The organism is Streptomyces taklimakanensis, from assembly GCF_009709575.1.
In the GTDB taxonomy this organism is placed as follows: Bacteria; Actinomycetota; Actinomycetes; order Streptomycetales; family Streptomycetaceae; genus Streptomyces; species Streptomyces taklimakanensis.
In genome coordinates this window covers 1,483,381-1,504,845 of the sequence record NZ_WIXO01000001.1, presented here as the reverse complement: position 1 = coordinate 1,504,845, position 21,465 = coordinate 1,483,381, and the positions used below count along the sequence as shown (strand labels likewise).

Genomic DNA, 21,465 nt, shown 5'->3' with positions numbered 1-21,465 from the left:
AAGTCGATGAGGGGAAATTTCCGGTTGGGGACGGTCCACGGTGGCCCGGCTTTTCCTTATCCCCCGCAGCACGCGGCCGTTGACTGGGTGGGACAGGAGCCGCGGGCCCGCCGAGGCGGCGGGAGGCGGCGGTCAGCTCCCAGAGCCCCGGAACGAGGCGATGACGACGACGATGACCACGACCACAGGCGGCCCCGCGTCCACCGGAGCGTTCTCCTGGCCGGCGGTCGGCATGCGCGTCCTGGACGCCGGGACAGGACGTGTCGCGGTGGTCCTGCTCCTGCGGGACGCCGCCGGGAAGGTCCACACCGAAGGGGCGGGCCGCCCGGCGCGGGCTCTGCTGCGCCCCGAGGGCAGACGCGAGCCGCGCTGGTGGGCCGAGGTCGGCGATCTGCGGAGCGCGCCGTGAGGGCGGCCGGGCGGGAGACGGGGCGGGAAACCGGGCTGGGGCACCGGGAGCACCCGCTGCTGGGGCGGACCGTGCTGGACACCGCCACCGGGCGGACCGGGATCCTGCGGGCGGTCTGCCCCGAGCCGGACAGCGCCACCGTGTGTGTGGCCCCGGCGCTCCGGCCGGGGAGCGGTCCGCCGGTGGCGTGGCTGGCTCCGGTCGGGGGCGGCGTGGAGTGGACCACCGAATTGGACGCGATCCGGGAGGTTGCCGGGTGAGCGCCCGCCGCCCTTTTCGCCTGCCGGAGCCGGACGGGCTCGTGGCCGGGGTCGTCCTCGCCGCCGCGAACGTGCTCGGCCTCGGAGCCGTGGCCGGCTCCGCGGGGATCGCCCCGGCCGTCCCCGGCGCGCTGCCCGTCACGGTCCTCGACGACGACGCACCCGTGTCCGGCCGGGGGCCGCTTCCGTCGGTGGGGGAGACGGGGAGGCGCTGACGAACGACTGTGCCCCGCGCCCGCCCCGCCCCCGCTCGGGAATGCGGGGGCCCTGCCCGTTCGGTGCGGTGCCGGACGGGGCCGTGGGGCTAGGCGTCCACCTCGTACCGCCCGGTCTCCAGGAAGTACCGCAGCTCCTCCGGCGTGCCGTCGATGACCTCCTCCGCGGCCTCGCGGAGGGCGTCGCTGATGGTCGGGTCCGCCAGGATGCGGGCGATGGCGACGCGGTCGTCTTCGGCTTGGGCGAGGCGGTAGCCGGTTTCCAGGAAGGCGCGCGCGGCTTCGGGGCTGCCGTCGTCGAGGGCTTTGTTGGCTTCGCGGATGACTGCCTTGTCGCCGTTCTGTTGTGCTTGGTACAGGATGCGGGCGATGGCGACGCGGTCGTCTTCGGCTTGGGCGAGGCGGTAGCCGGTTTCCAGGAAGGCGCGCGCGGCTTCGGGGCTGCCGTCGTCGAGGGCTTTGTTGGCTTCGCGGATGACTGCCTTGTCGCCGTTCTGTTGTGCTTGGTACAGGATGCGGGCGATGGCGACGCGGTCGTCCTCGGCCTGGGCGAGGCGGTAGCCGGTCTTCAGGAACTCCCGCATGTCCTCCACGGTGCCGTCGAGCGCCTCGTTGGCCTCCCGGGCGACTCCCTTGCCGGAGTCCTCGTCCGCCAGGATCCGCAGGATCGCGGCGCGCAGCTCCTCCTCCGACATCTCGTCCACCGGCTTCTCGGACGCGGTGGTCGCGGTGGTCGTGGTCGCCGTCGCGGTCGTCGGAGCGGCCGCCGGGTCGGCGGCGAACGCCGGGGTGGTGAGGAGGAGGGCGGGCGTCAGGGCGGTGGCCGCGACGAGCAGGGCGGCGCGGGACGGTTTCATGAGTGGGTGCCTCCGTGGTGAAGCTGTCGGTGGGAGGATCCTCACCCCTGCGCACCCTCAAGATCACTACCAGATCCCGGCAGTGTTCACAGGCCGTCGTTGCCGCCCCCGCGCCCACGCGCCGGGCACCTTCTTCACCCGTTCGACTGACCGCCCGCCCGCTCCGCCGTGCTCCCGGACACTCGCCGTCACCGTGCGCGCGGGGCGGACGGCGCCGCTACCGTGGAGGCGAAGGGAGACCCGTGATGACCATGGCCATCGATCGGTCCGCGCGGACGGACGACTCCGCGCAGATGAGCGTCGAGGAGTTCGAGCAGCTCGAAGCCGCCGCCCCGCGGACGGTGAAGCTGGAATTCGTACACGGAGAGCTGAGGGTCAAGCCGGTGTGCTGATGGTCGTCGAGGTCACCTCCACCCGGCCGGGCCGGGACCGCGCGGAGAAGCCCGACGGGTACGCGGCGGCGGGCATCCCGGTGTACCTGCTGGTCGACCGCGAGCGCCACGAGCTCGTCGTCCACTCCAACCCCGAGAAGGGCCGCTACCGCGACGTGCACACCACGACCGGTCTCGGCGAGGAGCTGCGGCTGCCCGATCCGGTGGGGGTCGTGTTGGAGACCGGTGAGCTCAAGGAGCCGATGGCCTGACGGTCCGCGCCGCACGCGTCACCGCCCGGTCGTCCGCCCCCGTGCCCGACTCCGTCCGCGCGCCGGGCCGGCGTCCCCGCCCCGGGGCCGGTCACCGCCGATAATGCCGGTACGCGACGGAAGGACCACTCCCATGAGCTCCGAGGCGTTCAAGGACCACGGGCCGCGCCCCCACGTGCTCGACATCGAGCAGGCCACCCTGACCAACGACCGCTTCCGCACCGCGCTGTGGACCGGCACCAACCTCCAGTTGACGGTGATGAGCATCGAGCCGGGCGGCGAGATCGGCCTGGAGATGCACATCGACCGCGACCAGTTCCTGCGCGTGGAGGCGGGCCGGGGCCGGGTGCTGATGGGAGGGGAGAAGGACCGGCTCACCTTCGACCGGGAGGTCGTCGACGACTGGGTGGTCCTCGTCCCCGCCGGGACCTGGCACAACGTCGTCAACACCGGCGACGAGCCGCTGAAGCTCTACTCCCTCTACGCCCCGCCCGAACACCCGCACGGCGCCGTGCACCGCACCAAGGCCGACTCCGACGCCGCGGAGGAGGCGGAGCGGGCCGAGGGGCCCGGCGAGTACGGGGGAGAGTGACCGACGAGCGCCCTTGGCCGGTGTGGCGGCGCGTGCCATGCTCGCGGCACGGTGAGGCCGGACGGCCGCCGGGGCGTTCGGCCGGCAGGACGGGGAGGAGCGGCATGGTGGCGGTGCGCGGGGTGCTGTTCGACGTCGACGACACGCTGTTCGACTACTCGGGTTCGGACGAGGCCGGGCTGCTGGCCCATCTGGACGCCGAGGGCCTGTTGGAACGCTTCTCCGAGCCCTCCGCGGCGGTCGCGCTCTGGCGGGAGGTCACCCGGGCCGAGTACGCCCGCTACACCGCCGGTGAGATCACCTTCGCCGAGCACCGGCGCGCCCGGGTGCGCCGGTTCCTGGCCCGTCTCGGGCAGCCGGGGGCGGACGACCTGTCCGACGAGGAGGCCGGCGCCTGGTTCGCCGGGTACACGGCCCACCGGGACGCCGCGCGCAGGGCCCTGGACGGCGCCGCGGCCGTCCTCACCGAGTTCGCGCCCCGCTACCGCCTCGGCGTGGTCTCCAACTCGTCCCTGTCGCACCAGCGGAAGAAGCTGGCGGCCATCGGCCTGCTGGCGTACTTCGGCGACGCGCTGGTCTGCTCGGTGGAGCACGGCGAGGCCAAGCCCGCGCCGGGCATCTTCCTCGCCGGATGCGCCCTGCTGGGCCTGGAGCCGCACGAGGTGGCCTACGTCGGGAACGACCACGCGATCGACGCGGTGGGGGCGCGCGACGCGGGTCTGCGCGCGTACTGGCTGGACCGGGGGAACACCGGCTGGGGCGGCACCCGCCAGGGGGCGCCCGCCGAGGGGGTCCGGGTGATCCGCTCCCTGCCGGAGCTGCCGGCCGCCCTCGCCGGTTGACCTCCCGCGCGAGCCTTCCGGCGCGACGGGACGGGTCAGGGCCGGTCGCCGGGGCGCCAGGCGCGGTGGCAGGCGCGGCATTCGAGCATCCCGTCCAGCCGGTCGTCGGAGACGACCGCGGTCACGCGCCGTCCGCCGCAGTTCGGACAGGACCGCCCGTGGGGGCGCCCCCGTCGGGGGCGCCAGGAGTCCAGCCGGACGAGCAGGAAGACCAGGGCGGCCACGAGGGCGATCGAGACGGCGGCGACGACCACGGACACGGGTCCTCCGGGTGAGTGGGGATGGCGGGGTGGCGGGTGGCGGGGAGGGGCGCGGATCCGGGCGTCCCCGTCCGCCGCCGGCCGGGTCAGCCGTACCGCAGCGAGTCCGGGGACGGTTCCGCCGGGGAGCGGTGGCCGGACAGACCCAGCGTCAGGTCCAGATCGGCGAGCAGGCCGCGCAGCACGTGCCGCACGCCGTCCTCGCCGCCCAGCGCCAGGCCGTACGCGTACGGGCGGCCGACCAGTACGGCCCTCGCGCCCAGCGCCAGCGCCTTGAGGACGTCCGCGCCGGTGCGCACCCCCGAGTCGAACAGCACCTCGATCCGGTCGCCGACGGCCTCGGCGATCTCCGGCAGCACGTCCAGGGAGGCCACCGCGCCGTCCACCTGGCGTCCACCGTGGTTGGAGACCACGATCCCGTCCATGCCGGCGTCCGCCGCGCGTCGGGCGTCGTCCGGGTGCTGGATGCCCTTGAGGACGATGGGGCCGTCCCAGTGCTCGCGGAGGAACGGCAGCCGGTCCCAGGAGCGGTCGGTGCCGGTGAACATCGGCACCCAGCGCAGCACCGCCGAGATCGGGTCCTCCTCCGGGGACTTGGCCAGCCCCGCCCGGAACGCCGGGTCGGAGAAGGGGATGGCGGTGCCCACGCCCCGGATGAACGGCAGGTAGGACAGGTCCAGGTCGTGCGGGCGCCAGGCCAGGGTCCAGGTGTCCAGGGTGACCACCAGGGTGGTGAAGCCCGCCGCCCTCGCCCGGCCCAGGATGCTGACGCAGACCTCGTCGTCGTTCGGCCAGTACAGCTGGTACCAGCGCGGTCCGTCGCCGCTCGCCCCGGCCACGTCCTCGATGGTGTGGGAGGAGGCGGTGGACAGCACCATGGGGACGCCCAGGGAGGTCGCCGCCCGCGCGGTGGCGAGTTCGCCGTCGGGGTGGAGGATCGACTGCACGCCCACCGGGGCGAGCAGTACGGGGGCGGGCATCTCGGTGCCCAGCACGGTGGTGCGCAGATCGCGGACGGTGGCGTCGCGCAGCATGCGGGGCACGATCCGCCGGCGGTCGAACGCCTCCCGGTTGGCGCGGGCCGTCGCCCCGGAGCCGGCCGCTCCGGCCACGTACCGGAACGGGCCGGGCTCCAGTCGCTCGCGGGCGGAGTCCTCCAGGGCGGTGGGGTCGGTGGTGAAGGGCGGGAGCCGGCCGTCCAGGCCGTTCAGATAGATCTCGCTCTGGTAGGCGCCGAAGGTCGAGCCCACCGCCCCCTCGGCCGCTCCGGCCGCTCCGGCCGCCGCGGAGGCCGCGTCCGTGTCGCCCATCGTCCGTCCCCTCTCTCGCGTTCCTCGTGTTCCCGCGCGTTCCGCGGGTCGCGCAAGGTCGCGCGGTTCACCCGATGCGGGCCGCGCTCCCCGACACCCGCACGCGCGGGTCGTCCGCGCGCAGTTCGACCTCCAGCAGGCCGGGGCGCCCCATGTCGTGCCCCTGGTGGAGGGTGAGTCGCGCCGGCGCGGCGACCAGGCCCAGGGCGCGAAGATACCCGCCGAGCGCCGCCGCTGCCGCCCCCGTGGCGGGATCCTCCACGACTCCTCCCACCGGGAACGGGTCGCGGACGTGGAAGACGGTGCCGGGGCGGCCGTCCGCCGTCGGCTCGCGCCACACCAATTGGAGGGTGGTCAGATCCAGGCGGAGCATGAACGCCTTCAGCCGCTCGACGTCGTACTCCAGCGCGGCCAGCCGCTCGCGCGTGGCGGCGGCGAGGACGAGGTGCCGGGCCCCGGCGTAGGCGATGCGCGGCGGCAGGGCCGGGTCCAACTCGGCGGGCTTCCAGTCGAGCGCGGCCAGGGCCTCGGCCACGTCCGCCCCGTCGACGTCCACCACCTGCGGCTCGACGCTGGTGAGGGTGGCGCGCGGGGTGCCGTCGGCCGCCTCGGCGACGGTGACGGGCACGGTGCCGGCCGGGGTGGCGAAGACCAACTCGCCCGGCCCGGTCCGCTCGGCCAGCGCGACGGCCGTGGCCACCGTGGCGTGTCCGCAGAACGGCACCTCGGCCAGTGGGCTGAAGTAGCGGATGCCGAAACCGCGTCCGGGCGGGGCGTCGAGCCCAGGGGGCGGGGGCGTGACGAAGGCCGTCTCGGAGTAGCCGACCTCGGCGGCGACCGCGAGCATCCCCGTCTCGTCCAGGCCGCCCGCGTCGAGCACGACTCCGGCCGGGTTGCCGCCTCCCGGGTCGGAGGAGAAGGCCGTGTAGCGCAGCACTTCGGGGGTGACACTTCCGGTGTTCGTGGTCATGCCCGGTCAACTCCGTTCCGTGCCGTGGATGTTCCGACACGCGCCGGGGCGCACGAGACGCGGGGTGGCGCCCGATGTCACCCGTGCGCCATAGAAGCGTCGTGTACGCGACAACATTGCGACGCCGTGTCGCCGTCCCCGGCGGCTGCAATCGCGTACATGACGCACCCGACGAGCGCCACCGCCGAAATGAGAGCCGTCGCCCGCCACCTGAACCGCCGCCGCTTCCTGACCGTCTCCGGTGCCGCCGCGGCCCTGGCCCTGGGCACCAACCTGCCCTCCACCGCCCACGCCGCGCCCGCCCTGGACCCCGCCCGGATCGGCGCGGACCCCTTCACCCTGGGCGTGGCGTCCGGCGACCCCCGCCCCGACTCCGTGGTGCTGTGGACCCGGCTGGCCCCCGAGCCGTACGAGACGGACAGCGGGATGCCCGCCCGGCCGGTCGTCGTCCAGTGGGAGATCGCCCACGACGAGCGTTTCCGCCGCACGGTCCGACGCGGACGGGTCGTCGCGCACCCGGAGCTCCACCACGCCGTGCACGTCGAGGCCGACGGCCTGCTCCCGGGCCGCGACTACCACTACCGGTTCCGCGTCGGCCGCTGGACCAGCCCCGCCGGACGCACCCGCACCGCGCCCGCGCCCGGCACCACGCCCGCCGCGCTCCGCTTCGGCCTGCTGTCGTGCCAGGCGTACCACGACGGCTACTACACCGCGCTCGGTCACCTCGCCCGTGAGGAGGACGTCGACGCCGTCCTCCACCTCGGCGACTACCTGTACGAGTACGCCGTCTCCGCCGTCGGCGGCCACCGCGGCTACACCGACCGCACCCTGCCGGAGGTCTTCGCCCGGGAGACGGTGACGCTGGAGGACTACCGGCTGCGGTACTCCCTGTACAAGTCCGACGCGGACCTGGCCGCCGCCCACGCCGCGCACCCGTGGATCGTCACCTGGGACGACCACGAGACGGAGAACAACTACGCCAACGGCATACCGGAGAACGGTGTCCCGCCGGAGGAGTTCCTGCTGCGCCGGGCCGCCGCCTACCGCGCGTACTACGAGAACATGCCGCTGCGCCGCCCCCAGCGCCCCCAGGGACCCGACCTGAGGCTCTACCGGCGGCTGCACTACGGGCGCCTGGCGCAGTTCGACGTGCTCGACACCCGTCAGTACCGCGACAACCAGGCGAACGGTGACGGCTGGAAGGTGCCCACGCCCGAGTCCGAGGACCCCTCGCGCACCATGCTCGGCGCCGGCCAGGAGCGCTGGCTGATCGACGGGTGGCGTCGGTCGCGGGCGGTGTGGAACGTGGTGCCGCAGCAGGTGGTCTTCTCCCGGCGCCGCAACCGGGTCGCCGGCCCCTGGCCGCTGTCGATGGACGCCTGGGACGGCTACCCCGGTTCGCGGGAACGGGTGCTGGCGGGCGCGGACGCGGCCGGCGTGGAGAACCTCGTCGTCCTCACCGGTGACGTCCACGTCCACTACGGGTTCGACATCAAGCGGGACTTCGACGACCCCGACTCCCGCACCGCGGGCGTGGAGATCGTCACCACCTCCGTCACCAGCGGTCGGGACGGCGCCGAACGGCCCGGCAACTGGCAGACGCTGATGACCGCCAACCCCCACCTGAAGTTCTACAACGGCCGGCGCGGGTACGTCATGCTCGGTCTGGACCGGGAGCGGCTGCGGGCCGACTACCGGACCGTTCCGGCGGTGACGGTCCCGGGCGCGCCGATCACCACGGCGGCGTCGTACGTGTCGCCGGCGGGCGAGCCGGGCCTGCTGCCGGCCTGAGGCGGAATGTTCGGTCCTGTCCTGATGTGAGCGATGTTGCAGTAATGGTGATGTGCCGGGGGCGGAAAACCTGGGATGATTGGACGGCTTCCACGAACTCCTGGAGAGGTGCATGTCCGACCCCGGCCCGTCCCCGGCCGCAGCCGAACGCCAGATACCACAGCAACTGCCCACGCCCCCGGTCCCCGAGGCCGGCGGCACCCCCGAGCCCGACGGGGCGCCACGAGCGCCCGAGTCGGCCAGACCCACCGACCGCGGTCGCGCCGGGCTGCTGACCGTCCTCATCCTCGGCAGCCTCACCGCCCTTCCCGCGCTGTCGATGGACATGTACCTCCCGGCGCTGCCGGACATCGGAACCGCCTACGGCAGCCCGGCCGCCGAGGTGCAGCTCACCCTGACGGCCTGTCTGCTCGGCCTGGCCGTCGGGCAGATCGTCGTCGGCCCGATGAGCGACCGGTTCGGCCGGCGCCGCCCGCTGTTGATCGGCATGGCGGGCTACGTCCTGGCCAGCGTCGCCTGCGCCCTCGCCCCCGGCGTCCACTCCCTGACCGCGTTCCGCCTCGCCCAGGGCCTGGCCGGGGCGGCGGCCATCGTGATCGCCCGCGCGGTCGTCCGCGACATGTTCGACGGGCTGGCCATGGCCCGCTTCTTCTCCACCTTGATGCTGATATCCGGCCTCGCCCCGATCCTGGCACCGGTGTTGGGCGGCCAGGTGCTGCGGTTCACCGACTGGCGCGGCGTCTTCCTCGTCCTGGCGGGCTTCGGCCTGATCACCACCGTGGTCACCGCCCGCTGCCTGCCCGAGACCCTGGCCCCGCGGGACCGGCACGCCGGTGGGGTCGGCGAGGCGCTGCGCACCGTGCGCGGGCTCCTGGCCGACCGGGTGTTCACCGGCTACCTGCTGGTGGGCAGCTTCGCCTTCGGCGCGCTGTTCGCGTACGTGTCCGCCTCGTCGTTCGTCGTCCAGGAGATCTACGGGGCCTCGCCGCAGACGTTCAGCCTGCTGTTCATGGTCAACTCCATCGGACTGGTGGCCACCGGGCAGGTCAACGGCAAGCTGCTGGTGGGCCGGGTCTCCCTGGACCGGGTCATCGCCGTCGGCCTGGCGGTGATCCTGCTGGCGGCCGTCGCGCTGCTGCTGATGACCTCCGGCGTCCTCGGCTCCGTCGGCCTGTTCCCCGTCTCGGCCGCGCTGTTCGTGCTGATGTCGGCCATGGCGCTGGTGCTGCCCAACGCCAACTCCGAGGGGCTGATGCGCGCCTCGCGCGCGGCCGGCTCGGCCTCCGCGCTGCTGGGTGCCTCCCAGTTCCTCGTGGGCGCGATCGCCTCCCCGCTGGTGGGCATCGCGGGCGAGGGCACGGCCGTGCCGATGGCGGTGGTGCAGTTGGGCGCCGTCCTGGTGGCGGGGACGAGCTTCGTCCTGCTGTGCCGTCCGGGACGTCCGCGCGCCCGGATGGAGTCCCCGGCGGCCTCGGCCTCGTCGGGGTCCTCGGCCTCGTCGACGACGTGAGCGGTCGTCACACCGCCCGGCGCTGACGCGCCACCACACCCGAGCGGCTCCGCGCCGGTCCCCGGAACCCGGGGCGCGCGGGGCCGCTCGGCGTTCCCGCCCGTCGACGGGGCACCGTGCGAAGGGCGGGAACGCGGTTCAGGCCACCGGTGGAACCGCGGCGCGACGCCGCGCGGCCCGGACGGCCTCGACCAGGAGGGGGCGGTGGGCGGCGAGCCGCCCGGCGCGGTTGACGGCGAGGACGCCCACCGGTTCGCCGGCGCGGTGGTAGGAGACCACCAGACGACGGCCGGGCGGGTCGTACTCGACCGTCCGCGCCTCGTCGGCCAGGTGCGGCAGGCCCAGCGAGCGGATGCGGACGCCGTGCAGGTCGGACCAGAAGGAGGGCACCGTGGCGGGGGGCTCGGGCGGCGCGCCGTCCGCCTCCCGGCGCAGCAGGACCCGGGCGGCGAGGGCGGAGTGCTCCACCGCCGCGCTCCAGTGCCCCAGGTGGAGCGTGCCCGGGGCCAGGGGGTGGGGCCGGCGCGACGCGTCGCCGACGGCGACGACGCCCGGCACCACCGTGCCGTCCTCGGCGAGGGCGCGGCCGAACTCGTCGCAGACCACGGCGCCGTCCAGGAGCAGGCCGCTGCCGCGCAGCCAGGCCGTGCGGGGGACGGCGCCGAGGGCCGCCAGGACGACGGTGGCCGGGACGTGGGTGCCGTCGTCGAGGTGGGCGCCGGTGACGCGGTCGGTACCGGTCAGGGACCGGACCCGGGTGCCGGTGCGCAGGTCGATGCCGGCCTCGCGGTGCAGCCGGGCGACGAACTCCCCGACGGCGGTGCCGACGGCACGGACCAGGGGGAGGGTCCCGGCCTCCACGAGGGTCACCGGAACGCCCCTCCGCACCGCCGCGGCGGCGACCTCCGAGCCGAGGAAACCGGCGCCGACGACGAGCAGCCGGGCGTCGGGGGCGGCGAGCGCCCGGCGCAGCGCGCGGGCGTCGTCCAGGGTCCGCAGGGTGTGCACGCCGGCGGGCGCGGGGGTCGGCCAGGGGCGGGCGGCCGCCCCGGTGGCGACGACCAGACCGTCCCAGCGCAGCCGGTCGCCGTCGGTGAGGAGGAGCGTGCGGTCGGCCGGCCGCAGCGCGACGGCGGCGACGCCGGCGCGCAGCTCCACATCGAGGTCGTCGACGGTCGGCAGCGCGATCTCGGCGAGGTCCTCGGCGAGATCCTCGGCGGTGTCGCCGACGGTGCCGTCGGCGTCGGTCCACCGGTCTCCGTCGAGGATCCGCTTCGACAGCGGCGGTCGGTCGTAGGGGGGATGCGGCTCGTCGCCCACCAGGGTCAGCCGGCCGGTGAAGCCCTGCTCCCGCAGGGCTCGGGCCGTTCTGGTGCCGGCCAGCGAGGCCCCCACCACGATGACGTGACGCGCACTCACGCGACGGCCCCGTCGGTGCGGAGGGAGATCGCCCGGACGGGGCAGGCGGCGGCGGCCTCCCGCACGGCGGCGCGGACGGTCTCGTCCTCGGGGACGTCCTCCCGGTGGAGGAGGTTGTCGTCCTCGTCGAACGAGAAGTGGTCGGGGGCGGCGAAGACGCACTGGCCGTGGCTCTCGCAGCGGTTGAGGTCGACGTGGATGCGCACGGGTGCTCCAGGTGGATGCGGTCCCGGGGACGGGAACGGTGGTGGCGGTGGCGGTGACACGGCGCCCGGACGACGGCCCGTCAGGCGGCGCCCCGGCCCCCGTCCCGCGGAACGGGGGGAACGGGAGGGTTGAAGCGGGAGGCCACGGGAGGCGTCCAACCGGCGGGAAGGGTGCCGGGGAGCCGGACGACGCCGGTGACGGAGAACTCGACCAGGCGGCCGGTCCCGGCCGGACCGGCCCCCTCGACGGTTCCGGCGTCCCAGAGGACCTCCGCGGTGCCGGTCAGGTGGAGGGTGGCGCCGGTCGCGTAGTCCGGGACGACCAGGCCCGCCCGCGGGTTGAGCAGCAGGTTCCCCAACGTCAGGAACATCGCGTTGCCCGGGTAGTCGGGCCAGCGCAGCCTGGTGGGCGACAGGACCCGGAGGAAGCCGGGGTTGCCGCCCCGGTGGGAGGCGTCGGCGCGGCCGTGCCCGTCGGCGGTGGCGACGAAGAAGGTGTCGGCCCCGGAGAGGAAGCGCTGTTGCTCGGGGTCGAGCCGGTCGGTCCGGCGGACCTCGAAGGGCGGCGCCGGCGGCGGCTCCGCGTCCGCCGCCGGCGGGGTGCGCTTCTGGATGTACTTGGGGCAGTTGGCGACCACCTGGTCGAGGCGGACGAGGAGGCCGTCCTTGCGGGGGTGGGCCGTGCCGTTCATCCGCATGCGGCGCCGGGTGGCGGCCTCGATGGCGAGCATCCCCAGGTGGGCCGGTCCCCGCAGGACGGGGGCCAGGGGGTCGTCCGGGGCCGGGCGGGCCGCGACGAGCAGGTCGCGCTCGTTCGGGACGCGGAGGAACCCCGCGGGGCCGGTGAGCACGGTGGCCCAGACGTCGCCGCGGTCGTCGGCGGCTCCGACGACCAGCGTGCGCTGCTCGGCGAGGAAGGAGGCGGCCACGGGAGGCACGGTGTCGCGGATCGCGCGCCCGGAGACCTCGGCCTCCTCCCGGAGGCCGGCGCGCCGCTGGGCCTCGCGCTCGCCGTGGTGGTAGGGGCCGGTCACGGTGGTCGCTCCTCGGAAGGCGGTGGGGTGCCGGGGCACCGGGCGTGGGGGAGGGGTGGAGCGGGCCGGGGGCGGCCGCCGGTCGGGGAGTGGAAGGGCGGCGGCCACCCGGCCGTGTGGGGCGGCTCAGAAGAAGCCGCAGGTGGGAGCCTCGGAGACGGGGGCCGGGGCGGAGTCGGCGCCGGTCGGGGCGTAGATCTCCAGGCGGATGCCGTCGGGGTCGGTGAAGAAGATGCCTCCGGAGGAGGCGCCCTCGCCGTGCGGCACGACACCGTCGTACGCGAACCCGGCTCCCAGGTCCCGCAGGACGGCCTCGGCCGAGCGGACCTCCTCGATGCTCTCCACCTGGAAGGACAGGTGGTGCAGGCCGGGGAGACCGGGGGCGTACCCGCCCTCGCCCTGCTGCCACAGGGTCACCATCAGGTGGCCCTCGCGGCCGAGGAAGGCGTAGGCGCGGCCGGGCTCGCGGCCCTCTGCCTGGACCTCGAACCCGAAGACCTTCCGGTAGAAGTCCAGCGAACGGTCCAGGTCGGTGACGTTCAGGCCGATGTGTCCGGTCCGGAGGGCGGTGGGGACGGTGGCTGCGGACATGGCGGGATACCTCCAACGCGGCGTTCGGGACCACCCCGAACTAACCGTTGTCGATGAATTTAGGGGTTAGAAGCGAGACGGGTCAACTCCCTATGGGGCGATAGCCGGTTAGGCTGGTGGCAGGTGTCGACGGAAGGGAGTGCGCATGGGTGCCGGCGCGGAGGAGACGGTCCCCCCGGCCGCGGGGGTCGGCGCCGATCCCCGGCCCCTGAAGGACGAGCCGCTCGGCCTGGACCTGCTCAACACCCGCTGGATCGACGGCGGGATCCGGCACGACCTCCTGGCGGATCTCGACGGGCTCGCTGTCTGGCTGACCGGCCACGACCTGCTGGAACGGAGCGGCGGCGCCACTCCGGCGGTCCTGGAGGCCGTCCGCGCCGCCCGTGACGCGCTGGCCGCCGTCGTCGCCGACCCCGACGACGCCCGCGCCCGGAGGGAACTCAACGCCGTCCTGGCGCACGGCCGCGTGCTGCGCCGCCTGGACCCCACGGGTCCCGCCGAGGACGTCGAGACCGACGACCCCGCCTGGCTGGCGGCCTGGCTGGCCGCCGACGACTACCTGCGCCTGGTGCGCACCGCCCCGGACCGCATCCGGGCCTGCGCCAACGACGACTGCGTCCTGCACTTCTACGACGTCTCCCGGAACGGCACCCGCCGCTGGTGCTCCATGTCGGGCTGCGGGAACCGGGCCAAGGCGTCGCGCCACTACGCGCGCACCCGCCGTCGCGAGGGCTTCGAGGACCGGGCGTAGGAGTCGCCCGCGCGGGGCGTTCCGGGCCGAGGGCGACGCCGGGCGGCCGATGCCGGGCGGCCGACGCCGGGCGGCCGACGCCGGGCGGCGTCGTGGCCCGGCGGCCTTCCGGCCCGAACCGCTTCGGGCGGACCGCGTGCGGGTCCGGCGGGAGCGGCGCGGGGCCTCCGCCGAACTCAGCCGCGGTGACGTCCGTGGTGGCGGGCGACCCGCACCCGGTTGCCGCAGGCCGGTGTGCACCACTCCCGGCGCCGATGGCTCCGGACGAAGTACAGGACGCAGCCCGGCGCGGCGCAGGCGCGCAGATCCCGCCGGCGCGGGCCCGTGAGCAGGTCGACGCCGGAGACCGCCACCACGCCCAGCAGGGCCAGGTACGGGTCCTCCTCCGCCCAGCGCACCACCGGACCGGCCGTCTCCCCGGGGGCCAACTCGGGCCAGCGCTGGGAGAGTCGCGCGGCGCGGTTCACCACGGCGGCCGCCTCCTCGCCGTGGGGCTCCCCGGCGACGCAGGAGCGGCTCAGCTCCCGCAGCGCCTCGCGCAGGCGCCGGAACTCCGCCAGGTGCGAGGGCGTCGCCGGGCCCCGCGCGGCGAGCCCGTCGGGGAACGCCTCCGCGTGCTCGTCGAGCCAGCGGCCCAGTTCGGTCGGGGTGGTCAGCGCGTCCACCGGGCTGCCGCGCAGCCCTCCGTGGATGAACACGGTGTTCACCAGGTCCAACGCCAGTGGCTCCCCGACCAGCGGAGGCCGGGGCGTCCGTTCGCTCTCCGTCGTCGCCGACATCTCCTCTGGGCGCGGGGTGTTGCCTCGCCGTCGATAATGCCATACTCCCGAGCTAATGGATTAGATGCGAGTTCATCCATTACATGGCCCGCGACCCGGAGGTCCCCGTGACAACAGAAGAATCCCTCGGCACCGCACCGGCCCCCGCGCCCGCCGTCCCCGCCCAACCGGCTCCGGCGGCCACCCCCGGGCGGCCGGCCGGCAAGGCGCCGCCGCGACCGGCCGCGCTCACCATCGCCGTGGCCACTGCCGGCTCGGTCGTCGGACTGGTGCTGCTGGTCGCCATCGGCGCGTGGCTGGACCAGGTCTGGCTGATCCCCCCGCTCGCGGCCAGTTCCGCCCTCGTCTTCGGCGCCCCCGCCCTGCCCCTGGCCCAACCGCGCAGCGTCATCGGCGGACAGGTGCTGTCCGCCCTGACCGGATTCGCCGTCCTGGCGGTGGCCGGCAGCTCCACCTGGGGCGCCGGCGTGGCGGGCGGACTCGCGCTCGGCGTGATGATGCTGGCCCGCACACCCCACTCGCCCGCGGCGGCCACCGCCGTCATCGTGGTGGCCCAGTCGCCCGACCCGCTGCTCTTCCTCGTCCTGCTGGCCGCCGCCGCCACGCTCCTGGTCGTCGTCGGCACCGCGACCGGCCGGCTGCGCGCCGCCCCGAACTACCCGACCTACTGGTGGTGAGAGCGGCCCACCCACGGTCACCCCGTCCCGGCCGACCGACGCTCCGCCGCCGTTCCGGGGCAGGAGGCGGAGCGTTTGACGTTCGGGGTGTCTGTAGGGTGCGGGCATGACAACGGCGCTCCGCCTGGAGAAGGTGACCCCCGACAATGTCCTCGACGCGTGCCGTCTGGCGGTCCGGCCCGGACAGGAGCGGTTCGTGGATCCGGTCGCGCAGTCGCTCGCCGAGGCGTACGTGCATCCCGAGATCGCCTGGCCGCGACTGATCTGCGACGGCGACCGGATCGTGGGCTTCGTGATGGCCTTCTTCGACGTCCCCTTCGACGTCGACGGTCCGGACGGCTCGCCCCGCTCCGGCCTGTGGCGGCTGGCGATCGCCGCCGACGAGCAGGGGCGCGGATACGGCCGCTTCGCGGTGGAAGCGGTCTGCGAGGAGATCCGCAGGCGCGGGGGAACGCGGGTGACGGTGACCTGGAAGCCGGGCGAGGGCGGGCCCGAGGAGTTCTACCTGAGGCTCGGCTTCCGGCGTGCGGGAGAGACCGACGACGGCGAGGTCATCGGCGAACGGGAGCCGGCCGGGGCCTGAGGCGGGCCCGCCCCGGACCCGTCCCGACCTCGTCCCGACCCCGCCCCGAAAGTCGTCCGTCGCCGGAGAGCGGGCGGACGGGGAACGCCCGAACCGCGCCCGCAACCGTGCCGGCATATTCCACGGGCATTTCCGAGAAGTGGAACGGTGAACGGGTCGGAGAATTTCGACCGGTGACGGGGCCGCCGCGTGTTCCCCCGACCCGCGCCGTCACGCCCGGAGGGGAAACGCCGCCCGGATCGTCTTGCCCTCTCCGGGGCGTAGCACGACCGTGACCTCGGAGGCCAGCTCGCGCACCAGCAACCAACCGAATCCGCCGGGCACCGAGGGGTTTATCTGGACCGTCCGGGGACGCCGGACACTGGCATCGGAGACCGACACCTCGACTCCGCCGTGCGTGGCCTCCAGGTGGAAATCCGTCACCCCGCCGGCGTGGCGAACCGCGTTGGAGACCAGCTCCGAGACGCCCAGCAGCACGGCGTCCACATCCGCGACCTGCGCGTTCGGCTTTATGGCGCGCACGAATCCGCGGGCGACCTCCCGTGCCCGTTCCCCGGTCTGCGGGGGGCGGTTCGGCAGCCGTTCCCGGGACCGGCCCTTCTTGCGCATCGGTCCTCCCTGTGTCGCGAGCTGTTTCCCCGGCTCTCGTCCCCGCCTTCCCGCCCGATCGCCGGGACGAACCCGACGGGCGCGGGAAAACGTGGTGTTCCCCACGGACACGTTCGGTGCTTTCCGGACCGCTCACGGCGATTCCCCACGCTTCCCCTCACGCTCCTTTCGGGGAATCGCCGCGCGATATCGCGAACACGGTGGAGCCGGCGCTCCGGGGAATTCCGAATCCGTCCGGCCGGAGCTCCGCGAAAGGCGGGACCCGGAGCCGGAGCCTGTCCTACGCTGAGTGCCCGCCGTGAGTTCCGCTGTGCCGGCTCGACGGCGGGGAGGGGGAGTCGATGGGGGCGAACGGTACGGGGGACACGGACGGCACGGACGGCACGGGCGCCACGGGCGGGCCGCCCGAGGGCCCCGCGGGGAGCGCGCCCCGGGTCACCCTGGAGGGTCTGCTGTCCGTGGTGGGGGCCGGGGCGGTGGAGCCGTGCGTGGCCCCCCGGGGGCTGGGGGCGCCGGTCACCGGGGTGACCGTGCTGGACGAGACGGAGCCCGCGACCGGCCCGGGGGAGCTGCTGCTGGTGGTCGGCGTCGACCCGGAGTCGGCCGTCGCCGTCGACATCGTGCGCCGGGCCGGAGAGGCCGGAGCGGCGGCCGTGGTGTTCGGGCCGGGGCGCTCGGGGCGGCCGTCCACGGCGCTGCGGGAGGCCGCCGAGGAGACCGGCACCGTGGTGCTCCTCCGCACGGCGTGGAGCCCCTGGGCACAACTGGTGAGCGTGCTGCGGGCGGGACTGGCCTCGGTGGGCGTCCCGCCCGACCCGGCGATGGCGGCCGTGGCGCCGGGCGATCTGGACGGGCTCGCCGAAGCGGTGGCGGCGCTGGTCGACGGCGCGGTGACCATCGAGGACACCCGGTCGCGGGTGCTCGCCTACTCCTCCGAACAGCAGGAGGTGGACGAGGTGCGACGGCTGACGATCCTCGGCCGCCGCGTCCCGGAGTGGCGCGTCGCCGCGATGCGGGAGGACGGCTTCTTCCGGGCGCTGTGGAGTTCGGGGGACGTCCTGCACCGACCGGCGCGGGGAGACGCCCCGGAGCGTCTGGTGGCGGTGGTCAGGGCGGGCGGTGAACCCCTGGGCTCGATCTGGGTGGCGGCCGCCGGGCGCCCCCTCGCGCCGAACGCGACGGACATCCTGCGGGCGGCGGCCCGGACGGCGGCCCCCCACCTGATCCGTCACCGCACCCGCGGAGGGCACGAACACCTCGTCGAGGAGGCGGTGCGGGCCCTGCTGGAGGGACGCGGCTCCCCCGAGGCGGCGGCCGAGCGGGCCGTACTGCCGGCGCGCGGGTCCTACGCGGTGCTGGCGGTGCGCGTCGTGCCGGGCCGGGAGGACGCCGGACCGGGTCGGGAGGACGAGACCTCCGCGCGGCTGTCCGGCATGTTGACGCTGCACTGTGCCGCCCGGGGGCACCGGGCCGTGGCCGTCCTGCTGGGCGGCGCGGTCCTGGTGGTCGTGGGCGCCCTGGAGGCGGCCGGGGAACGGGCCGAAGCCCAGGTGGCGCGGCTGGGGGCCTCGCTGGTGCGGCAGGCGTCGGCCGCGTTGGGCGCGGAGGTGAGGATCGGCCTGGGAGAGGTGGTGGACGGCCCCGCCCGGCTGCCCGAGTCCCGCCGATCGGCCGAGGAGGCGCTGCGGGCCCTGCTGGAGACCCGCGGAGCCCCCACCCACGCCCGGGTGGGGGAGGTGGCCGAGGCGGTCGGCATGGGCCGGATCGCCGACGCGCTCGAAGGACTGTCGCTGCCCCCGCAGACGCCCGTGGCCCGACTGGCGGCGTTCGACGCCGAGCACGGCGGAATCTCCACGGTGGAGACCCTGCGGGCGTACCTCGACCACTTCGGCGACGTGCCCGCCGCCTCCCGGGCCCTGGGCGTGCACCCCAACAGCCTGCGCTACCGCCTCCGTCGGCTCGTCCAGGTGTCGGGGATCGACCTGGCGGACCCCGACTCCCGTCTGTTGGCCCAGATCCAACTGCGGCTGCTCGACCGCGGCGCCTGAGCCCACGCCCGCGCGGGGCGGCGCCCCGTCCCGCGCGGGTCCTCGTCCGGGGACGAGAGAGGACGGGGCCGTCTCTCGTCGCCGCGCACGACGGCGGCGGCGTCCGCCCGGGAACCGCCGCCGTCGCACCGCGGTCGCCCCGACATCCGGGAGGACGTCACGAAGACTCCCCGGCCCGTCCGCGAGCACTCTGGTGACAGGTCCGGCGACCACGCCGGGCACTCCAGCCGACCGACACCGGAGGGCGCCATGACCACCGACCCCACAGAACTCGCCGGCCTCACCGAGCCCGCCCGGCGGCGGGAGCACGTCCTGCGGGCGGCCGTGCGCGAGGGGCTGCTCCACCCCGAGCGGGATCCGCTGGCCGGGTTCGTCGACCTCGACGGTCTCGCCACGACGGCCGGCGCCCTGCGCCGCGCGTTCCCCGACTCGCTCGACGTCCTCCACGCCTTCGCGGTCAAGGCCAACTGCCTGGTGCCGGTGCTGGCGGAGCTGGTCCGCAACGGCATGGGCTGCGAGGTCGCCACCGCCGGCGAACTCGACCGGGCGCTGGAGGCGGGCTGCCCGCCGGAGCGGATCGTGTTCGACTCGCCGGCCAAGACCCGCGCTGAGCTGCGACGGGCCCTGGACCTGGGGATCGCGGTCAACATCGACAACTTCCAGGAGCTGTCCAGAGTCGACGCCCTCCGGGCGGACCGGATGTCCCGATCGCCGATCGGGCTGCGCGTCAACCCGCAGGTCGGCGGCGGCACGATCGGCGCGATGAGCACCGCCACCCGTCATTCGAAGTTCGGCGTGCCCCTGGAGGACGACGGCAACCGGCAACGGCTGCTGCGTATCTACCGGGAACGCCCCTGGCTCACCTGGGTGCACGCGCACGTCGGCTCCCAGGGGTGCCCGCTGGACCTGATCGCCCAGGGCGTCGCCCGGGCCGTGGAGTTCGCCGAGGAGGTCAACCGCCACATCGGGCGGCGGCAGGTGGTCGGGATCGACATCGGGGGAGGGCTGCCGGTCAACTTCGCCGGCGAGGAGGTCCGGCCCGGCTTCGACGAGTACGTCTCCCGGCTGCGCGCGCACGCGCCGACGCTCTTCGACGGGAGGTACGCCGTCGTCACCGAGTTCGGCCGCTCGGTGGCGGCCAAGAACGGCTTCACCGCCGCGTACGTGGAGTACACCAAGAACGCGGGCGGCCGCCCGGTGGCGATCACCCACGCCGGGGTGCAGGTCGCCACGCGGACCGTCTTCGCCCCCGACTCCTGGCCGGTGCGGATCGAGGCCCACGGCCCCGACGGCGGGGCGAAGGACGGAGCGCCCGTGCGGCAGGACATCGCCGGCCCGGCCTGCTTCGCGGGCGACCTGCTGGCGCGCGACCGGGCGCTGCCGCCGCTGGAGCCCGGCGATCTCGTCGTCGTTCCGGACACCGGCGCGTACTACTTCTCCACGCCCTTCCACTACAACAGCCTGCCCGAACCCGCCGTCCACGGCTTCCGCGTCCTCGCCGACGGCCGGGTCGGCTTCGAGCCCGTCCGCCCCGTGCGGGCGGAGCGGAGCCTGCCGGTGGCCGTCGGTTGAGCACCGACCGGGGCGCCCCCTTCCACGACGCACGGGTCGCCCCGAACGCACGGAACACGCGGAACGAACGGAACGCACGGAACACACGGACGCACGGGAGGAGTCGACGGTCATGAGGGTGAGGCGCACCCCCGAGGGGTGTTCGACGCGGGAGACGGAGGCCGCGCGGCCGCGGAGCCGAGGGCGTCGCCTGGCCGCCGCCGGGAACCGCTGCCGTCGAACGGCGCGGGCGGGCGCGCGGTGGGCGGCGCGGCGCCGGAACGTGGCGGCCGACCAGTTCCTGCGGGGCGCCTGCTACGGCGCGGGAGCCACCGCGGTGAGCCTGTTGGCGGTGTGGGCGCGGACCCGCTGAGGGGGCGCCGGGCCGTCGTGGGCGCTCCGCCGGCCCGGCGCCCGCCCCACCCGGACGGGCCCGCCTACACTTGCCGGGTGCTTGCCCCCCTCCACATCGACGAAGAGCTGCGCGACGCGCTCGCCGGACTGCTCGACGGGCTGCCGCCGCGCCGGGCCGCCGGAGCCGTCGAGCGGCTGATCGCCGGCTACCGGGGGAGCGACCCCGCCGGTGTGCCCGTGCTGCGCGACCGGGCGGACGTGGTGGCGTACGCCGCCTACCGGATGCCCGCCACCTTCGAGGCCGCCGCCGCCGCGCTGGGCGCCCTCGCCGATCGGGCCCCCGACCTGGATCCGGCCACCCACCTGGACGTGGGCGGCGGCACCGGCGCGGCCGTGTGGGCCGCCGCCGCGACCTGGGGCGACGGCGGCGGGCACACCAGGGCGACCACCGTCCTGGACCGGGCCGAGCCCGCCCTCGCCCTCGGCCGCGAGCTGGCGGAGACCTCCGAATCGGCCGCCGTGCGCGCCGCCGAGTGGCGACGTGCCCCGATCGGCACCGACGGCGGGCTGCCCGCCGCCGACCTCGTCACCGTCTCCTACGTGCTGGGAGAGCTGCCCGAGAACGTCCGACACCGCCTGGTGGACGCCGCCGCCGAGGCGGCCGGACGGGCCGTGGTGATCGTCGAGCCGGGCACCCCCGCGGGCTACGGGCGGGTCATCGAGGCGCGCGGTCGGCTGATCGACGCCGGACTGCGCGTCCTCGCCCCCTGCCCGCACAGCGGGGCCTGCCCCCTGGAGCCGGGCGCGGACTGGTGCCACTTCGCCGTCCGCGTCAGCCGCTCCTCCCTCCACCGACAGGTGAAGGGAGGCTCCCTGGCGTACGAGGACGAGAAGTTCTCCTACGTGGCGGCCGTCCGCCCCGACCCGGACGGCACCCTGCCCGGCGCTCCCGCCGGGGCGCGGATCGTGCGCAGGCCGCAGCTCCGCAAGGGGCAGGTCCTCCTCGACCTGTGCACCGGCCCGGACGGGGAACGCGGCGGCCTGCGGCGCGCGACCGTCACCCGACGGCACCGCCCGGCCTACCGCGCCGCCCGGGACGCGGCCTGGGGCGACACCTGGGACGAGGAGCCGGGGGGCGAGGAGGCGCGGGAGTGAGGAGCCCACGGGCCGGAGCCGTGCCCCGGGCCGTGCCCGAGGAGCCGTG

General features: G+C 75.2%; 26 protein-coding genes. 16 read left to right on the top strand and 10 right to left on the bottom strand.

Going from position 1 to position 21,465, the window contains the following annotated elements; genetic code table 11:
• The first annotated feature begins 172 nt into the window (after nt 1–172).
• The 3 genes from F0L17_RS06640 to F0L17_RS06630 are packed head-to-tail and all read left to right on the top strand — an operon-like array spanning nt 173 to nt 884.
• Nucleotides 173–409 carry a hypothetical protein gene (locus F0L17_RS06640; protein ID WP_155070337.1) on the top strand — a complete coding sequence of 79 codons (237 nt, stop codon included), beginning with the start codon at nt 173–175 and terminating at the stop codon, nt 407–409.
• A complete protein-coding gene (locus tag F0L17_RS06635) occupies nt 406–669 on the top strand; it encodes a hypothetical protein (RefSeq protein WP_162465894.1) in 264 nt (87 codons plus the stop codon). The genes F0L17_RS06640 and F0L17_RS06635 overlap by 4 nt, the downstream gene beginning before the upstream one ends.
• Complete coding sequence (locus F0L17_RS06630; protein WP_155070336.1) at nt 666–884, top strand: hypothetical protein; 219 nt, start codon at nt 666–668, stop codon at nt 882–884. Before F0L17_RS06635 ends, F0L17_RS06630 begins: the two co-directional genes overlap by 4 nt.
• Before the next feature lie 89 nt (nt 885–973).
• Here F0L17_RS06630 and F0L17_RS06625 read toward each other — a convergent pair whose 3' ends face one another.
• Nucleotides 974–1,741: an ALF repeat-containing protein gene (locus F0L17_RS06625; RefSeq protein WP_155070335.1), complete on the bottom strand. Its 768-nt coding sequence runs from the start codon at nt 1,739–1,741 to the stop codon at nt 974–976.
• A 245-nt stretch (nt 1,742–1,986) separates the two neighbouring features.
• Here F0L17_RS06625 and F0L17_RS28270 point away from each other — a divergent pair, with 245 nt between their 5' ends.
• The 4 genes from F0L17_RS28270 to F0L17_RS06610 all read left to right on the top strand — a co-directional run bounded on the left by F0L17_RS28270 (nt 1,987) and on the right by F0L17_RS06610 (nt 3,818).
• Nucleotides 1,987–2,133 (top strand): hypothetical protein, encoded by a 147-nt coding sequence (locus tag F0L17_RS28270; protein WP_338017980.1) that lies wholly within the window; start codon nt 1,987–1,989, stop codon nt 2,131–2,133.
• Nucleotides 2,133–2,384 carry a Uma2 family endonuclease gene (locus F0L17_RS28265; RefSeq protein ID WP_338018243.1) on the top strand — a complete coding sequence of 84 codons (252 nt, stop codon included), beginning with the start codon at nt 2,133–2,135 and terminating at the stop codon, nt 2,382–2,384. The genes F0L17_RS28270 and F0L17_RS28265 overlap by 1 nt, the downstream gene beginning before the upstream one ends.
• A 133-nt stretch (nt 2,385–2,517) precedes the next feature.
• Nucleotides 2,518–2,976, top strand: a complete 459-nt coding sequence (locus tag F0L17_RS06615) for a cupin domain-containing protein (RefSeq protein WP_202917843.1) — start codon at nt 2,518–2,520, stop codon at nt 2,974–2,976.
• 104 nt (nt 2,977–3,080) lie between these two features.
• A complete protein-coding gene (locus F0L17_RS06610) occupies nt 3,081–3,818 on the top strand; it encodes an HAD family hydrolase (protein WP_155070333.1) in 738 nt (245 codons plus the stop codon).
• Between the two features lie 35 nt (nt 3,819–3,853).
• Here F0L17_RS06610 and F0L17_RS06605 read toward each other — a convergent pair whose 3' ends face one another.
• The 3 genes from F0L17_RS06605 to F0L17_RS06595 all read right to left on the bottom strand — a co-directional run bounded on the left by F0L17_RS06605 (nt 3,854) and on the right by F0L17_RS06595 (nt 6,358).
• The gene (locus tag F0L17_RS06605) at nt 3,854–4,078 is read right to left on the bottom strand and encodes a hypothetical protein (RefSeq protein WP_155070332.1); all 225 of its coding nucleotides are present in this window, start codon (nt 4,076–4,078) and stop codon (nt 3,854–3,856) included.
• An 86-nt stretch (nt 4,079–4,164) separates the two neighbouring features.
• A complete protein-coding gene (locus F0L17_RS06600; protein WP_155070331.1) occupies nt 4,165–5,388 on the bottom strand; it encodes a lactate 2-monooxygenase in 1,224 nt (407 codons plus the stop codon).
• 67 nt (nt 5,389–5,455) lie between these two features.
• Nucleotides 5,456–6,358: a PhzF family phenazine biosynthesis protein gene (locus tag F0L17_RS06595; RefSeq protein WP_155070330.1), complete on the bottom strand. Its 903-nt coding sequence runs from the start codon at nt 6,356–6,358 to the stop codon at nt 5,456–5,458.
• A 159-nt stretch (nt 6,359–6,517) separates the two neighbouring features.
• On the opposite strand from F0L17_RS06595, the gene F0L17_RS06590 reads away from it, so the two are divergent.
• Nucleotides 6,518–8,149: an alkaline phosphatase D family protein gene (locus F0L17_RS06590; RefSeq protein WP_238419271.1), complete on the top strand. Its 1,632-nt coding sequence runs from the start codon at nt 6,518–6,520 to the stop codon at nt 8,147–8,149.
• A 112-nt stretch (nt 8,150–8,261) separates the two neighbouring features.
• The gene (locus tag F0L17_RS06585; RefSeq protein WP_155070329.1) at nt 8,262–9,659 is read left to right on the top strand and encodes a multidrug effflux MFS transporter; all 1,398 of its coding nucleotides are present in this window, start codon (nt 8,262–8,264) and stop codon (nt 9,657–9,659) included.
• Nucleotides 9,660–9,797: 138 nt separating this feature from the next.
• Here the strand turns inward: F0L17_RS06585 and F0L17_RS06580 are convergent, their stop codons facing one another.
• The 4 genes from F0L17_RS06580 to F0L17_RS06565 form a co-directional block, all read right to left on the bottom strand.
• Entirely contained in the window at nt 9,798–11,078 is a 1,281-nt protein-coding gene (locus F0L17_RS06580; RefSeq protein ID WP_162465893.1) for an FAD-dependent oxidoreductase, read from the bottom strand.
• A complete protein-coding gene (locus F0L17_RS28260) occupies nt 11,075–11,284 on the bottom strand; it encodes a ferredoxin (RefSeq protein ID WP_162465892.1) in 210 nt (69 codons plus the stop codon). The genes F0L17_RS06580 and F0L17_RS28260 overlap by 4 nt, the downstream gene beginning before the upstream one ends.
• An 80-nt stretch (nt 11,285–11,364) precedes the next feature.
• On the bottom strand, nt 11,365–12,318 hold the full coding sequence (locus F0L17_RS06570; protein WP_162465891.1) for a pyridoxamine 5'-phosphate oxidase family protein: 954 nt from the start codon (nt 12,316–12,318) through the stop codon (nt 11,365–11,367).
• A gap of 126 nt (nt 12,319–12,444) precedes the next feature.
• Nucleotides 12,445–12,909: a VOC family protein gene (locus tag F0L17_RS06565; RefSeq protein WP_155070328.1), complete on the bottom strand. Its 465-nt coding sequence runs from the start codon at nt 12,907–12,909 to the stop codon at nt 12,445–12,447.
• 145 nt (nt 12,910–13,054) lie between these two features.
• Between F0L17_RS06565 and F0L17_RS06560 the strand changes: the two genes are divergently transcribed.
• Nucleotides 13,055–13,660 (top strand): CGNR zinc finger domain-containing protein, encoded by a 606-nt coding sequence (locus F0L17_RS06560; protein ID WP_155070327.1) that lies wholly within the window; start codon nt 13,055–13,057, stop codon nt 13,658–13,660.
• Nucleotides 13,661–13,836: 176 nt separating this feature from the next.
• On the opposite strand, the gene F0L17_RS06555 is transcribed toward F0L17_RS06560, so the two are convergent.
• A complete protein-coding gene (locus tag F0L17_RS06555; protein ID WP_155070326.1) occupies nt 13,837–14,439 on the bottom strand; it encodes a CGNR zinc finger domain-containing protein in 603 nt (200 codons plus the stop codon).
• Nucleotides 14,440–14,546: 107 nt separating this feature from the next.
• Here F0L17_RS06555 and F0L17_RS06550 point away from each other — a divergent pair, with 107 nt between their 5' ends.
• Both F0L17_RS06550 and F0L17_RS06545 read left to right on the top strand, forming a co-directional pair.
• Nucleotides 14,547–15,116, top strand: coding sequence for an HPP family protein (locus F0L17_RS06550; RefSeq protein WP_420802389.1), 570 nt, complete (start codon nt 14,547–14,549; stop codon nt 15,114–15,116).
• 106 nt (nt 15,117–15,222) lie between these two features.
• Complete coding sequence (locus F0L17_RS06545) at nt 15,223–15,699, top strand: GNAT family N-acetyltransferase (RefSeq protein WP_155070324.1); 477 nt, start codon at nt 15,223–15,225, stop codon at nt 15,697–15,699.
• 210 nt (nt 15,700–15,909) lie between these two features.
• Here the strand turns inward: F0L17_RS06545 and F0L17_RS06540 are convergent, their stop codons facing one another.
• Nucleotides 15,910–16,308: an ATP-binding protein gene (locus F0L17_RS06540; RefSeq protein ID WP_155070323.1), complete on the bottom strand. Its 399-nt coding sequence runs from the start codon at nt 16,306–16,308 to the stop codon at nt 15,910–15,912.
• Nucleotides 16,309–16,649: 341 nt separating this feature from the next.
• On the opposite strand from F0L17_RS06540, the gene F0L17_RS06535 reads away from it, so the two are divergent.
• From F0L17_RS06535 to F0L17_RS06520, 4 genes are all read left to right on the top strand, one after another.
• Nucleotides 16,650–18,356 (top strand): PucR family transcriptional regulator, encoded by a 1,707-nt coding sequence (locus F0L17_RS06535; RefSeq protein ID WP_155070322.1) that lies wholly within the window; start codon nt 16,650–16,652, stop codon nt 18,354–18,356.
• 249 nt (nt 18,357–18,605) lie between these two features.
• Nucleotides 18,606–19,928 (top strand): type III PLP-dependent enzyme domain-containing protein, encoded by a 1,323-nt coding sequence (locus tag F0L17_RS06530; RefSeq protein ID WP_155070321.1) that lies wholly within the window; start codon nt 18,606–18,608, stop codon nt 19,926–19,928.
• Between the two features lie 112 nt (nt 19,929–20,040).
• Nucleotides 20,041–20,280: a hypothetical protein gene (locus F0L17_RS06525; protein ID WP_155070320.1), complete on the top strand. Its 240-nt coding sequence runs from the start codon at nt 20,041–20,043 to the stop codon at nt 20,278–20,280.
• A gap of 77 nt (nt 20,281–20,357) precedes the next feature.
• Complete coding sequence (locus tag F0L17_RS06520; RefSeq protein WP_162465890.1) at nt 20,358–21,416, top strand: small ribosomal subunit Rsm22 family protein; 1,059 nt, start codon at nt 20,358–20,360, stop codon at nt 21,414–21,416.
• Nucleotides 21,417–21,465: the final 49 nt, after the last annotated feature.